A 14,146-nucleotide genomic window follows, 5' to 3' on the forward strand; every position below is an offset into this window, starting at 1 on the left:
GCCCGTCGCTCACGGGAGAAGCTGGACCCCGGATCATGTCCGGGGTGACGGAAAGGGCGAGGCCGGCGCTGCGCTACAGCGGCTTGCCGCCGGCCTTGACGACCTTGCCCCCCTTCATCACGAAATCGACCGTCTCCAGCGCGCGCACGTCCTTCAGCGGGTCGCCGGCGACCGCGATCAGGTCGGCATAGCGCCCCGGCTGGACCGAGCCGATATCCGCGCTCGCGCCGATCAGGTCGGCGGCATTGTGCGTCGCCGCCATGATCGCCTCCATCGGCGACAGCCCGGCCGCGACCATCAGCGCGAACTCCTTCGCATTCTCGCCATGCTGGGCGATGCCGAACACGTCGGTGCCGAACGCGATCTTCACGCCGGCGGCGTGCGCATCGTGCAGGTTGCGCTGCATCACCGGCACCACGCTCAGCGCCTTTTCGACGGTCGAGGGGTTGAGCTGCTCGGGGTGGGTCTTGGCGCGCTCGTAGACTTTTTCGCCGACCAGCATCGTCGGCACGAGATAGGTGCCGTGCGCCTTGAACAGCTTGTAGCTTTCGGCGTCGGCGAAGCTGCCATGCTCGATCGAATCGACGCCGAGCACGATCGCATGGTCGATCGCGAGCTTGCCATGCGCGTGCGCCGCCACTTTCATGCCGAGCGCATGGGCGGTATCGACCACCGCCTTGATCTCGTCGTCCGCCATCAGCTGCAACTTGGGATCGTCGCCGATCGACATCACGCCGCCCGACGGCAGGATCTTGATGAGGTCCGCCCCCTCGCGCCGCCACTTGCGCACCGCGCGCCGCGCCGCTTCGGGGCTGTCGACGATATTCTCCGTCCAGGCGGGGTGTTCCAGCTCGGGATCGAGGCCGTTGGCGCCGTCGCCGTGGCCGCCGGTGGGGCTGAGCGGCATGCCTGCCAGCCACAGGCGCGGGCCGGGGATCGCGCCGGCGTCGATGCCCTTGCGCAGTGCCACCGTCGCTTCGGTGTCATCGCCGACGTCGCGCGCAGCGGTGAAGCCCGCGAGCAATGTCGCGCGCGCATCGTTCACCCCGTCGATCAGCTCGTCGTAGCTCGTCCGCGTGACCGCGTTGCGGATCGGATCGCCGGGATGGAAGGTCTGCAGGATGTGAACGTGGGCGTCGATCAGCCCGGGCAGCACGGTCGCCTGGCTGAGATCGACCACCTCGGCGCCAGCCGGCGTGACGAAACCCGGCTGCACCGCCGTCACCCGATCGTCGTGGATCAGGATCGAGACCTGCGAGCGTGGCGCGGCGCCGGTGCCGTCGATCAGCCGGCCGGCATGCACCACCACGTCCCTCGCCATCGCGCCGCCCGCGCTCAAAGCCAGCAACGCCGCCGTCGCCAGGAATTTTCCCGCGCCCATATGGTCCCCTTCCCCCGCTGATCCGCCACGTTGACGCGGGCGCACGGTAAAGCCAAGAGCGCGTATGCATTCCGGCCTTGCCCGTCGCGGCGTCCTGTTCGTCCTGTCCTCGCCCTCGGGGGCCGGCAAGTCGACGATCGCGCGGCTGCTGCTGGAGAATGATTCGGACATCTCGATGTCGGTCTCGGTCACCACCCGGCCGATGCGCCCGGGCGAGGTCGACGGGCGCGACTATCATTTCGTCGACGTGCCGCGCTTCAAGGCGATGGTCGAGGCGGGCGAGCTGATGGAGTGGGCGCACGTCTTCGACCATCGCTACGGGACGCCCAAGGCGCCGGTGAACGACATGCTGGCGGCGGGCCGCGACGTGTTGTTCGACATCGACTGGCAGGGCGCGCAGCAGCTCTACCAGCAATCGGGTGCGGACGTGGTGCGGGTGTTCATCCTGCCGCCCTCGGTCGAGGAGCTTGGCCGGCGGTTGGCGATGCGCGGCACCGACGATCAGGCGGTGATCGAGGCCCGCATGGCGCGCGCCGCCTCCGAGATCAGCCACTGGGACGGCTATGACTATGTCGTCGTCAACGACGACGTACAGGGCTGCTTCGCGCAGGTGCTGACCGTCCTCAACGCCGAGCGCCTGCGTCGCTCGCGCCAGACCGGGCTGATCGGCTTCGCGCGCAAGCTGGTGACCCCGCCCGCGGAAAGCTGACGCGCGCATCCTCCAATTCCCTGTGGATAAGCCGCGCGCATCGGCGTGACGCCGCGGCGGGCGGCTGGCATGATGATTTGGTGGCCAAGCCCGTCACCCGCCCCTTCGCCCGCAAGCGCGCCTCCCTGTTCCCGCCCGTGATCGGCTGCGACGAGGTCGGCCGCGGCGCGCTGTGCGGGCCGGTGGTGGTGTGCGCGGTGTGGTTCGATCCCTGCGCCTTGCCCAAGGGGCTGCTCGGCAGGCTGGACGACAGCAAAAGGATCGATCGGGCCGAGCGCGAGGCGCTGTATCCCGCGATCGCAGCCTGCGCGCGCGTGTCGTTCGCGGCGCGCTCGGCGCGCTACATCGACGTCTACAATATCCGCAACGCCACGCTGCAGGCGATGCAGCAGGCGGTGGTGCGGCTGACGCTCGACGCGCCGGTGCGGATCGACGGCATCGACGTGCCGCGCGGCTTGACGGGCGACGCGAGCGCGGTGGTGAAGGGCGACGCGACCGTGCCGCAGATCGCCGCCGCCTCGATCATGGCGAAGGTGCTGCGCGACCGGTTGATGACGCGGCTCGGCGAACGCCACGTCCATTATCGTTGGGACAGCAATGCGGGCTACGGCACCGCGGTCCACCGTCGCGCGATCATGGATCATGGCCATACGCGGCATCACCGCCGCTCGTTCGGTGACCTGTTCGCGATCCTGTCAGGCGGGGGCGAGCGCCTCGTCGCGCAGGCCGCGCCAGACGCGGAGTGCCTGGACGGTCTCGAACGCGTCGTGCACGCGGAGTAATTGCACGCCCTGCGCGGCGCCCGCGAGCGCCAGCGCGATCGACCCGCTTAGCCTCTGCTCGACCGGCGCCTCGTTGGAGAGGGCACCGATCGTCCGCTTGCGGCTGGCGCCCAGCACGATCGGGCAGCCCAGCCCGTGAAACAGCGACAGGCCGTTCAACAACGCAAGATTGTGGCGCAGCGTCTTGCCGAAGCCGATGCCGGGATCGACCAGGATGTTCGCCCGCGCGATCCCCGCCGCCTCGCACGCAGCGATCCGCTCGGCGAGCCAGTCGTAGACCTCGATCAGCACGTCGCGATAATGGGGGTCGCGCTGCATCGTCGCGGGCGCACCTTGGTAATGCATCAGCACGACCGGGCAGCGCCGCGCCGCGACTAGGCCAAGCGCCTGCGGATCGTAGGTGAGCGCCGACACGTCGTTGACGAGCCCCGCGCCGGCATCCAGCGCCGCCGCCATCACCGCCGCCTTGCGCGTGTCGATCGATATCGCCGCCCCGGCACGAGCGAGCCGCTCGATCACCGGCGCGACGCGCGCAATCTCGTCGCCCTCCCATACGGTCGCGGCGCCCGGCCGCGTCGATTCGCCGCCAATGTCGAGCATCGCGGCGCCCGCCTCCAGCATGCGCATCCCCGCCTCGGCCGCGCCAGCGGGATCGCCGGCATGCGCGCCGCCGTCGGAGAAGCTGTCGGGGGTGACGTTGAGGATCGCCATCGCCTGCGGCTGATCGAGCGGAACGGTGCGCGCGCCCAGCACCAATGGCGCGCGCGGCGCGGTCAGGCATGCGAGCGTGGCGCGTGCCGCGGCCTCGGCGGCGCCCAGCGTCGCCAGCGCGGCGTCCAGCCGCTCGACCGGCACCAGCTCCTGTCGGATGCGACGGCCATCCGCGACGACGATCAGTTCGACCGCCGAGAACCACACCAACCCCCCGGCAAGGCGCAGCACCTGCCCGTCATGGCCGAACGGGGCATCGACGAAGGCGGTGGGGCGGAGAAAAGCGCGGGTCATCGCGCCGCTATTCCTGCTCTCATCCCGTCATGCCAGCGAAAGCTGGCATCGCGTGCGGCGGGGGATGCGCGTCCCGAGGGAGATCGCAGCTTTCGCAAGGATGACGGAAGGGAGGGGGCAGGGAGGGCTAGACCAGCGCCGCCAGATGGCGCTGGCGGAGCGCGTCGATCGCCACCAGCGAGCCTGCCTCGTCATAATGCCAGAAGGTCCAGCCGTTGCACGACGGCGCCTCCTGCAGCAGCGCGCCGAGCTTGTGGATCGATCCGCCGCGCCCGTCGCAGGCGAGCGTGCCGTCGGCCTTCACTTCCGCCCGCCAGCGGCGCTTGGCATCGGTCAGGACCGTGCCGGGGGCGACCATGCCGCTCTCGACCAGCAGGCCGAAGGCGACACGCGGCGCGGCACCGCGCTCGGGCACGCCCTCCATCAGGCTCTCGTCGAGCGGCAGGGTCGAGGCGATGCGCTCGCGCGCCGCCGCGATATAGACCGGCTCGCGTTCGATCCCGATCCAGCGCCGCCGCAGCCGCCGCGCCACCGCGCCGGTCGTGCCCGTGCCGAAGAAGGGATCGAGCACGATGTCGCCCGGCCGCGTCGCCGCCAGCAGCACGCGGTAGAGCAGGCTTTCGGGCTTCTGCGTCGGGTGGGTCTTGTGCCCGTCATCATTCTTCAGTCGCTCGGCGCCGCCGCAGATCGGCAGCGTCCAGTCGGAGCGCATCTGCACGTCGTCGTTCAGGCCCTTCATCGCGCGATAGTTGAAGGTGTAGCGCGCCTTCTCGCCCTTCGCGCACCAGATCAGCGTCTCGTGCGCGTTGGTGAAGCGCGTGCCCTTGAAATTGGGCATCGGGTTCGCCTTGCGCCAGACGATATCGTTGAGGATCCAGAAGCCCTCGTCCTGCAGCGCCGCGCCGACGCGGAAGATGTTGTGGTAGCTGCCGATCACCCACAATGTGCCGTCATCCTTCAGGATGCGACGCGCCTCCTTCAGCCAGGCGCGGGTGAAGCGATCATAAGCTTCGAAGCTGTCGAACCGGTCCCACAGGTCCATCACCGCATCGACCTTGCCGCCTTCGGGCCGGTGGAGGTCGCCGCCGAGCTGGAGATTGTAGGGCGGATCGGCGAAGATCATGTCGATGCACTTGTCGGGCAGCGCCGCCATCTGCGCCACGCAATCGCCCACCAGGATCGAATCGAGCGGCAGCAGCGCCAGCGCGGGACGCGCGTCGCCAGCTTTTCGTAATGCGCGCACGACCCCCACGGCCACCCCCTGTGGATAACTCGCGCTTGGATGAGTCCAACCGGGCGCGCGGTCAAGCCCCTGAACGGGATCGCCTTTGTGGGGCAGGCCGTGCGGGCGGCGCGACCGTCGGCGGCGACGGCGCAGCATGTCGTGGAGGTGCGCATGCGGCGACCCAAGTGATTGCGGTGTTGCGCGAAAGACTCGCGCCCGCGCGGATCGCCGCTTGAGGGCGCGCGCCGCCGGCGTTAGGCTCGCGCAAACAGGATGGGATGCCACGCATGGCCGAAACCGGCGCCAAGATCGACCTGCCCGCGCACGAGCAGACCTATGCCCGCTTCATCGGCCTGTTCAAATATGGCGCGATCGCCTGCTTCGCGATTGCCGCGATCGTCGTCCTCATCATCTCCCGCTGAGCGGATAAGGCTCCGGCTCAGCCCACGCGGTTGGCGATCAGGTCGTCGACCACTGACGGGTCGGCGAGCGTGCTGGTGTCGCCCAGCGTCGAGGTGTCGCCCTCCGCCACCTTGCGCAGGATGCGGCGCATGATCTTGCCGCTGCGCGTCTTGGGCAAACCGGGCGCGAACTGGATCGCGTCGGGCGTCGCGATGGGGCCGATCTCCATCCGTACCCAGTCGCGCAATTCCTTGCGCAGCGGCTCGCTCGGCTCGATGCCGGCATTCAGGGTGACGTAGGCGTAGATGCCCTGTCCCTTGATGTCGTGCGGGAAGCCGACCACCGCCGCTTCGGCGACATCCTTGTGCAGCACCAGCGCGCTCTCGACCTCGGCGGTGCCCATGCGATGGCCGGAGACGTTGATGACGTCGTCCACCCGCCCGGTGATCCACCAATAATCGTCGGCATCGCGCCGCGCGCCGTCGCCGGTGGTGTAGACGTTGGGGAAGGTCGCGAAATAGGTCTGGAAGAAGCGCTCGGGATCGCCCCACACGCCGCGCATCAGGCCCGGCCACGACCGCGCGATGACGAGATTGCCCTCGGCGGCGCCGGCCAATTCATGCCCTTCGCCGTCGAGCAGTTTCGGTTCGACGCCGAAGAACGGCTTGGTCGCCGAGCCGGGCTTGAGCGCGGTCGCGCCCGGTAGCGGCGTGATCATGTGGCCTCCGGTCTCGGTCTGCCACCACGTGTCCATGATCGGGCAGCGGCCATCGCCGACGACGTCATGATACCAGCGCCACGCCTCCGGATTGATCGGCTCGCCGACCGAAGCGAGGATGCGCAGCGACGCGCGGCTGGTGCGGCGGACGAAGTCGTCGCCCTCCTTCATCAGCGCGCGCAACGCGGTGGGCGCGGTGTAGAGGATCTCCACCTTGTGCCGGTCGACCACCTGCCAGATGCGGCTGGCGTCGGGCCAGTTGGGAATGCCCTCGAACATCACCGTCGTCGCACCGTTGGCGAGCGGGCCGTAGACGATGTAGCTGTGCCCGGTCACCCAGCCGATATCGGCGGCGCACCAGTAGATCTGGCCGGGTCGGTAATCGAACACGCTCGCGTGCGTCAGGCTGGCCCACAGTAGATAGCCGCCGGAGGTGTGCATCACCCCCTTGGGCTGGCCGGTCGAGCCCGACGTGTAGAGGATGAACAGCGGATCCTCCGCGGCCATCGGTTCGGGCGGGCATTCCGTGGGCGCGGTCGCCATGGCGTCGTGATACCAGACGTCGCGGCCGTCCTGCATGGCGACGGCGCTGCCGGTCACCTTGACGACGACGGTGGTCTCGATCGTGCAGCGCTCGGCGGCGGCATCGACATTGGCCTTGAGCTGCACGCGCTTGCCGCCGCGCCGGCCCTCGTCGGCGGTGATGACCACAGTCGAGCCGCAATCCTTGATCCGGCCGGCGAGCGCGTCGGGCGAGAAGCCGCCGAACACGACCGAATGGATCGCGCCGATGCGCGCGCAGGCGAGCACCGCCACCGCTGCCTCCGGGACCATCGGCAGGTAGATGGTGACGCGGTCGCCCTTGGCGACGCCCAGCGCCTTCAGCGCGTTGGCGAAACGGCAGACCTCCTCGTAAAGCTCGAGATAGGTGATGTGGCGCGGCTGCTCGGACGGCTCGTCGGGCTCCCAGATGATCGCGGTGGCGTCGCCATAGCTGGCGAGATGGCGGTCGAGGCAGTTGGCGGTGACGTTGAGCACGCCGTCGGCGAACCAGCGCACGCCGAAATCGTCCTTGGCGAAGCTGCTCTCGTCGGCCTTGGTCGGCGGCACCATCCAGTCGAGCCGCTGCGCCTGCTCCAGCCAGAAACGCTCGGGCTCGGCCAGCGAACGGGCATAGAGATCGTCATAGGCCGCCGCGTCGATGCGCGCGTCGTGCGCCCATTCCGGGGTTACGGGATACAGGTCGGTCACGCGCCTCTCCTCGGCCTTCTCGCTTGATACTCTTAGCTGGTGGCTTGGCTTTCGGCATCCGCCATCGCGGCATAGCGGCGCGCGATGAAGGCGCAGGCCATCAGCTGGATCTGGTGGAACAGCATGATCGGCAGCAGGATGACACCGCCCTGCGGCCCCGGGAACAGGATCTTGGCCATCGGCACGCCCTGCACCAGGCTCTTCTTGGTGCCGCAGAACAGGATGGCGATGCGGTCGGCGCGATTGAAGCCTCCCAGTCGGCCGGCAGTCCATGTGCCGGCCAGCCCGATCGCCAGCAGCACCGCGTCCGCCACCAGCAGCAGCACCATGTTGCCCGGCGACAGCTTGTGCCACAGCCCCTCCAGCACCGCCGCCGAAAAGGCGCCATAGACCGCGACGAGAATGGTCGATCGGTCGGTCAGGCCGACCAGCGTCTTGTTCCGCGTCACCCAGTCCTTGATCCACGGCCGCAGCAGATGTCCGGCGAGGAAGGGCAGCAGGATCTGCGCGGCGATGGCGGCGATGCCCGACAGGCTGCCGGTGGCGCCGCCATGGGTGTTGGCGATCAGCCCCATGATGATCGGCGTCAGGACGATGCCGAGCATCTGGCTGGCCGAGGCCGAGGCGATCGCCGACGGCACGTTGCCGCGTGCCATCGACACGAACGCGATCGCAGACTGCACGGTCGAGGGCAAAGCGCAGACGAACAGCAGGCCTGTCCAGAGCGCGGGCGGCAGCAGCCCGGGGAACAGGCGTGACCCGACCAGGCCGACCAGCGGGAACATCACGAACGTACAGGCGAGGATGACGAGGTGCAGCCGCCAGTCGAGCAGCCCCGCCAGCACCTGCTCGCGCGCCAGCTTCGCGCCGTGGAAGAAGAACAGCATCAGGATGGTGACGAGGCTCAGCCAGCCGACGAAGGTCGCGAACGCGCCGCGCGCGGGCAGGAAGGTCGCCAGCAGGACCGTGCCGATCAGGAACAGAAGAAACGGATCGGGGAGCAGTCGCTTCAGCACGGCCGCGGCTTTGGCAGGACAGGAACCGGAAGGAAAGGGCGCCCTGGGCCGATTTCGCTCGCAGCACGACGAGGCGCTTCCGCTCGTTACGGTGGCGTACTATGACCGGCGACCGGGGGAGGAACGGCGCATGGCCACGGCGATTCCGAATATCGTGCGCGATCCGCTGGTCGAGCCGGTTCCGGCCGGGCTGACCCGCGCGGGCGCGGCGCGGCTGGACGCGATCGACATGCTGCGCGGCCTCGTCATCGTGGTGATGGTGCTCGATCATGTCCGCGATTTCTTCCACGTCGCGGCCAACAGCTTCGATCCGACCGATCCGCTGCGCACCACGCCGATCCTGTTCGCGACGCGCTGGGTGACGCATCTGTGCGCGCCGACCTTCGTGTTCCTGGCGGGCGTCTCGATCTTCTTCCAGAAGGCCAACGGCAAATCGCCGGCCGCGCTGACGCGCTTCCTGCTGACGCGCGGCGCGTGGCTGGTGCTGCTGGAATGCACCGTCATCAGCTTCGGCTTCAACCTCGGGCCGCCCTTCCTCTTCCTGCAGGTGATGTGGGCGATCGGCATGAGCATGATCTGCATGGGGCTGATCGCGCGCGCGCCGGCTCCGGCGGTGCTGGCGATCGGCATCGCGATCCTGCTTCTCTATTCGTTCATGGTGCCGCTCACCGCCGGCGTATCGGGCGCGCTCGGGCTGGTGCGGATGGCGACGATCGCGCCGGGCAAGGTGCCGGGCGCGCCGATCCTGATCTTCTACGCCTTCGTGCCGTGGCTGGCGGTGATGTGCATCGGCTTCGGGCTGGGGCCGATATATCGGCTGGCTCCGGCCGTGCGGCGGCAGCGCCTGCTGCCGATCGCGCTGGGGCTGCTCGTCGCGTTTGCGCTGCTGCGGCTGCTGGACGGCTATGGCGATCCGGCGCCGTGGGTCCATCTCGCCACGCCGGTGCAGACCGGCATGTCGTTCATGAACGTCTCCAAATATCCGCCGTCGCCCGATTATGTCTGCGCGACGCTCGGCATCTCGATCCTGCTGTTCCTCGCGCTGGAGCGGCTGCGCGGGCCGGCCGCGCGCATCCTGCTGGATTTCGGGCGCACGCCGCTCTTCACCTACATCTGCCACATCTACATCGCGCACGGCATCATGCTGGTGGTCGCGGCGGCGATGGGCATGCCGCGCGTCGCGTTCGACGTTGTCGCCGCCGGTTTCTCGGGCATGCCGCCGCCGGCGGGCTGGGGCTTCTCGCTCGGGATCGTCTATCTCGTCTGGCTGGCGGTGGTGGTGGCGCTGATTCCGCTCGCGCGCTGGTTCGCCGGGGTGAAAAGGCGGCGGCGCGACTGGTGGCTGGGCTATCTGTAGCGACTGCCGGGCCGCGTGACGGGTCGCGCGGCACCTGCTAGACGCCGCCGCCATCATGGCATCCCAGGCAATCCCCGAACGGCGCACGTTCGCGATCATCTCGCACCCCGACGCCGGCAAGACGACGCTGACCGAAAAGCTGCTGCTGTTCGGCGGCGCGATCCACGCCGCGGGCGAGGTGCGCGCGCGCGGCCAGGCGCGGCGCGCCCGATCCGACTGGATGAAGATCGAGCAGCAGCGCGGCATCTCGGTCACCTCGTCGGTGATGACGTTCGAGCGCGAGGGCATCGTCTTCAACCTGCTCGACACGCCGGGCCACGAAGACTTCTCGGAGGACACTTACCGCACGCTGACGGCGGTCGATTCGGCGGTGATGGTGATCGATGCCGCGCGCGGCATCGAGGCGCAGACGCGCAAATTGTTCGAGGTCTGCCGCCTGCGCAACGTGCCGATCATCACCTTCGTTAACAAGGTCGATCGCGAGGGCCGCGCGCCCTTCGCCTTGCTGGACGAGGTGGCCGACGCGCTCGCGCTCGACGTCACGCCGATGAGCTGGCCGGTCGGCATGGGCGGGATGTTCGAGGGAATCTACGATCTCGCGCGCAACGTGCTGCACCGCCCGGCCGCCGACGCGACCGGCGCGTTCGAGGGCGACAGCGTCCCGGTGGGCGGGCTGGACGATCCCGATCTCGACGCGCTGCTCTCGGCCGATGGCGTGAACCTGCTGCGCGAGGAGGCGGAGCTCGCGGTGGCGGGCTATGCCGCGTTTGACGAGGAAGCCTATCGCGCAGGCGATCTGACGCCGGTCTATTTCGGCTCGGCGCTCAAGGATTTCGGGGTCGAGCAATTGATCGACGCGCTCGCTTTGCACGCGCCGAGCCCTCGCCCGCAACCGGCCGAGCCGCGCACCGTGCAGCCCGACGAAACGCAGGTGTCGGGCTTCGTGTTCAAGGTGCAGGCGAACATGAACCCGCAGCATCGCGATCGCATCGCCTTCATGCGGCTGTGCGCGGGCCGCTTCCGCCGCGGCATGAAGCTGTCGCAGGTCGGCACCGGCAAGACGATCGCGGTCCATTCGCCCTTGCTGTTCATGGCGCGCGACCGCGAGCTGGCGGAGGAGGCCTATCCCGGCGACATCATCGGCATCCCCAACCACGGCACGCTGCGCGTCGGCGACACGCTGACCGAGGGCGAGACGCTGCGCTTCACCGGCATTCCCAATTTCGCGCCGGAAATTTTGCGCCGCGTGCGCCTGGCCGATCCGACCAAGACCAAGCAATTGCGCAACGCGCTCAACGACATGGCCGAGGAGGGGATCATGCAGGTCTTCTTCCCGCAGATCGGCTCGTCGTGGATCGTCGGCGTGGTCGGCCAGCTCCAGCTCGACGTGCTGATCTCGCGCCTGCAGGCCGAATATAAGGTCGATGCGGGGTTCGAGCCGTCGCCCTGGGATACGGCGCGCTGGCTGACGGCGGACGACGCCAAGACGCTCGACGGCTTCATGGCCGATCACCGCGGCGCGATGGCCGAGGATCGCGACGGCGCGCCGGTGTTCATGGCCAAGGATGCGTGGGAACTCTCCTACGTCGCCGGCCGCTCCCCCGCGATCCGCTTCGCCAATACGAAGGACCGGCGGTAACACGTGCCGCTCCCCCCTGCAAGGGAGGGGCTGGGGGTGGGCGGCTGCTTACGCCAACGATGATAGAAGGCGCGGGTGCAGCGCATACCGCCCGAACTGACCGCAAACGCCCGCCGCCTGCGGCATGAAGCCACGCTCGAGGAACGCCTGCTCTGGTCGGCGTTACGCAGCGGGCGACCGCGCTTCACGCGACAGTTGGTGATCGACCGCTATATCGTCGATTTCGCCTGTCGCTCCGCCCGGATCGCGATCGAACCGGATGGCGGCCAGCATGCTGTTCGCGCTGCTGAGGATGCCGAGCGCTCCTTGCACCTGCAGTGCCTTGGCTGGACCGTGTTGCGCTTCTGGAACAACGACGTCCGCGAGAACCTCGAGGGCGTGGTCAGCACCATTTTCGCGGCAGTGGCGCGTGCCTCGACCCACCCCAACCCCTCCCTTTCGGGGAAGGGAGTTCAGGGGTCGCTCGTGCTCGGCGACGCTCACATTGACGCTCTCTGACAGCCGGCTTTAGGATCGCTCGGCTGCACATCACCAGCGGAGCCGCCAGATGCCGATTCCTGCGACGACGGGTGCGTTCGCGATCGTGCCGCACAACGACCTGCCGGCAGCCATTCCGTTCTGGGAGCGCCTCGGCTTCACCCGTACGGGCGGGGACACCGTTTATGCGATCATGGCCGGCTGGGGGTGCGAGGTTCACCTGACGCAGGCCGGTTCGGGCCCATGGCGGGTGCCCGAGGCGCATAATCCCTTCGGCGTCTTCATCCGCACGCCCGAGGTGGACGCCATCGCCGCGCGGGTGGACGATCTCGTCATCCGTCCGGGCGGCATTCTTCGCCATCGCGCGTGGGGGCTTTACGAGGTGGGCATCAATGGCCCCGACGGGATGCTGATCCGGATCGGCTGGCCGTCGCGGCTGATGCAGGACGGCGTCGCCGTGGACAGCGATCCGGCCTGAGCGGCCGAAAACGCCCGGCCTATTCCGCCCGCCGCCCCACCATGATCGTCGCCACCTGCCGCATCACCGGCTCGTCGGCCTGGTTGAAGACGATCGTGCGCACCTTCGCGAAGCCGATGCCGGCGAGCGAGGAGGGGAGGCGCAGGCCCATCACCTCCGCCTCGATCCGCAGCGTGTCGCCCGGATAGACCGGCTTCAGCCAACTCAGTTCGTCCAGCCCGGGCGAGCCGAGGCTTGCGAAGCCGATCGCGCGCCAATGCTCGACCGTCATCGCCATCGCCATCGACGCGGTATGCCAGCCGCTCGCCGCGACCCGGCCGAAGATCGGGTTGGCCGCCGCCGCTTCGGCATCGAGATGGAAGGGCTGCGCGTCGTAGCGGCGGGCGAAGTCCAGCACCTCCGCTTCGGTCACGTCATAATGGCCGAAGCGATCGACCCGACCGATCTCCAGATCCTCGAACAACGTCTGCATTGCGTCTCCGTCAGCGGGCGAGCGCGCGCGCGAAGGCGGCGTCGCTGCCGTCGATACCCGCTTTGGCTGGCAGGCGCAGCAGATCGCGCAGCAGCGCGTAGACATCGACATTGTCGAACGGAGCGAGGCGTACGCCATGGCGGAAGGCGGGGCCGGCGGCGACGAACAGCGCCTGCATTTCGGGCGCGGCATTGTCATAGCCGTGGCTGCCCAGATCGACGCCGTCGGCCGGCAGCTTCTCCAGCAGCAGCCAGCCCATGTCGGCGAGGCAGACGAACGGCGCGACGCGCGGATTGTGCCCGTAACGCAGGCGCGCCGGCAGGTCCGCCTTGCGATAGCAGGTGGCGTGCGGCAGCGGGCGCAGCAGCGCTGATGCCAGCGCCGCCTCGTGCGCCGGTAGCGGATCGATCGTCGCGACCGGGCCGGCATCGACGACATGCATGTCGGCGGGATCGGCGATCGTCTTCAGCAGCACGACCCGATCGGGCGACGTCGCCGCCATGCCGTGATCGGCGACGATCACGAGGTTTGCGGGCTGGTGCAGCTCCGCCAGGCCGTGGCGCAGGCGGGCAATCTGTCCGTCGACCGCACGCAGCGCAGCGTCCACCTCGGGGCTGACCGGCCCGTGATGGTGGCCGGCGGTGTCGACCGTGTCGAAATAGAGCGTGACGAAGCGTGGGCGGGTCGCCGCCGGGCGGCGCAGCCAGTCGAGCACCGCATCGACCCGCTGCGCCTCGGGGATCGCTTTGTCATAGGCCCACCAATCGTGCGGTCGCACGCCGCCATTCTCGACGTTGGAGCCGGGCCAGAACATGGTGGCGGTGCGGATTCCGGCTTTCTCGGCCGCCGTCCAGATCGGCTCGGCCTCCTGCCACCAGAAGGCGTCCTCGCTCTTCTCCATGGTGAAGGTCTCGCCGGGACGGGCGGCATCCTCCATCTTGTTGCCGACGATGCCGTTGCGGTCGGGCCGGAGGCCGGTGACCAACGTATAATGGTTGGGATAGGTTTTTGACGGGAAGGACGGCCGCATCGCCGCCGATGCGCCGGACCGCGCCAATGCAGACAAGGTCGGTGTCAGCCCCCGCGCCAGATAATCGGCGCGAAAGCCGTCGATCGAGACGAGGATCGTGACGGGCGCGCGCCCGGCCGCGACGGCGACACCGGGGACGAGCAGAGCGAGCAGGAGAAAGCGGAGCAGGATCAACATGATCCGCCCCCTGCCTGCCCGACATGA

14 protein-coding genes are annotated in these 14,146 nt (G+C 68.8%); 7 read left to right on the plus strand and 7 right to left on the minus strand.

Translation table 11 applies throughout. From position 1 onward, the window contains the following. Nucleotides 1-73: 73 nt before the first annotated feature. Nucleotides 74-1,381 carry a metal-dependent hydrolase family protein gene (locus tag K8P63_RS01685; RefSeq protein WP_223798159.1) on the minus strand — a complete coding sequence of 436 codons (1,308 nt, stop codon included), beginning with the start codon at nt 1,379-1,381 and terminating at the stop codon, nt 74-76. A 64-nt stretch (nt 1,382-1,445) separates the two neighbouring features. Between K8P63_RS01685 and gmk the strand changes: the two genes are divergently transcribed. After that, a complete protein-coding gene (gene gmk / locus K8P63_RS01690; RefSeq protein WP_223798160.1) occupies nt 1,446-2,090 on the plus strand; it encodes a guanylate kinase in 645 nt (214 codons plus the stop codon). Nucleotides 2,091-2,170: 80 nt separating this feature from the next. Beyond that, nucleotides 2,171-2,872 (plus strand): ribonuclease HII, encoded by a 702-nt coding sequence (locus tag K8P63_RS01695; RefSeq protein WP_223798161.1) that lies wholly within the window; start codon nt 2,171-2,173, stop codon nt 2,870-2,872. Here K8P63_RS01695 and folP read toward each other — a convergent pair. Together folP and K8P63_RS01705 are read right to left on the minus strand one after the other, a co-directional pair. After that, a complete protein-coding gene (gene folP, locus K8P63_RS01700; protein WP_223798162.1) occupies nt 2,786-3,877 on the minus strand; it encodes a dihydropteroate synthase in 1,092 nt (363 codons plus the stop codon). The two genes, K8P63_RS01695 and folP, sit on opposite strands and share 87 nt — an antisense overlap. Before the next feature lie 127 nt (nt 3,878-4,004). Beyond that, the gene (locus K8P63_RS01705) at nt 4,005-5,120 is read right to left on the minus strand and encodes a site-specific DNA-methyltransferase (protein ID WP_398288241.1); all 1,116 of its coding nucleotides are present in this window, start codon (nt 5,118-5,120) and stop codon (nt 4,005-4,007) included. 269 nt (nt 5,121-5,389) lie between these two features. Between K8P63_RS01705 and K8P63_RS01710 the strand changes: the two genes are divergently transcribed. Further along, nucleotides 5,390-5,524 carry an aa3-type cytochrome c oxidase subunit IV gene (locus tag K8P63_RS01710; protein WP_223798163.1) on the plus strand — a complete coding sequence of 45 codons (135 nt, stop codon included), beginning with the start codon at nt 5,390-5,392 and terminating at the stop codon, nt 5,522-5,524. 17 nt (nt 5,525-5,541) lie between these two features. Here K8P63_RS01710 and acs read toward each other — a convergent pair whose 3' ends face one another. Continuing rightward, nucleotides 5,542-7,473: an acetate--CoA ligase gene (acs, locus tag K8P63_RS01715; protein ID WP_223798164.1), complete on the minus strand. Its 1,932-nt coding sequence runs from the start codon at nt 7,471-7,473 to the stop codon at nt 5,542-5,544. A 32-nt stretch (nt 7,474-7,505) separates the two neighbouring features. After that, the gene (locus K8P63_RS01720) at nt 7,506-8,489 is read right to left on the minus strand and encodes a bile acid:sodium symporter family protein (RefSeq protein WP_223798165.1); all 984 of its coding nucleotides are present in this window, start codon (nt 8,487-8,489) and stop codon (nt 7,506-7,508) included. Between the two features lie 130 nt (nt 8,490-8,619). Between K8P63_RS01720 and K8P63_RS01725 the strand changes: the two genes are divergently transcribed. From K8P63_RS01725 to K8P63_RS01740, 4 genes are all read left to right on the plus strand, one after another. Next, nucleotides 8,620-9,846: a DUF1624 domain-containing protein gene (locus K8P63_RS01725; protein ID WP_223798166.1), complete on the plus strand. Its 1,227-nt coding sequence runs from the start codon at nt 8,620-8,622 to the stop codon at nt 9,844-9,846. Between the two features lie 55 nt (nt 9,847-9,901). Beyond that, nucleotides 9,902-11,485: a peptide chain release factor 3 gene (locus K8P63_RS01730; RefSeq protein ID WP_223798167.1), complete on the plus strand. Its 1,584-nt coding sequence runs from the start codon at nt 9,902-9,904 to the stop codon at nt 11,483-11,485. 75 nt (nt 11,486-11,560) lie between these two features. Continuing rightward, on the plus strand, nt 11,561-11,983 hold the full coding sequence (locus K8P63_RS01735; RefSeq protein WP_223798168.1) for an endonuclease domain-containing protein: 423 nt from the start codon (nt 11,561-11,563) through the stop codon (nt 11,981-11,983). A gap of 49 nt (nt 11,984-12,032) precedes the next feature. After that, nucleotides 12,033-12,440 (plus strand): VOC family protein, encoded by a 408-nt coding sequence (locus K8P63_RS01740; protein WP_223798169.1) that lies wholly within the window; start codon nt 12,033-12,035, stop codon nt 12,438-12,440. 19 nt (nt 12,441-12,459) lie between these two features. Here K8P63_RS01740 and K8P63_RS01745 read toward each other — a convergent pair whose 3' ends face one another. Together K8P63_RS01745 and K8P63_RS01750 are read right to left on the minus strand one after the other, a co-directional pair. Then, nucleotides 12,460-12,912, minus strand: coding sequence for a MaoC family dehydratase (locus tag K8P63_RS01745; RefSeq protein WP_223798170.1), 453 nt, complete (start codon nt 12,910-12,912; stop codon nt 12,460-12,462). 10 nt (nt 12,913-12,922) lie between these two features. Further along, nucleotides 12,923-14,119 (minus strand): alkaline phosphatase family protein, encoded by a 1,197-nt coding sequence (locus K8P63_RS01750; RefSeq protein WP_223798171.1) that lies wholly within the window; start codon nt 14,117-14,119, stop codon nt 12,923-12,925. Nucleotides 14,120-14,146: the final 27 nt, after the last annotated feature.

The sequence above is a fragment of the Sphingomonas nostoxanthinifaciens genome, assembly GCF_019930585.1.
GTDB classification, from domain to species: Bacteria; Pseudomonadota; Alphaproteobacteria; order Sphingomonadales; family Sphingomonadaceae; genus Sphingomonas_I; species Sphingomonas_I nostoxanthinifaciens.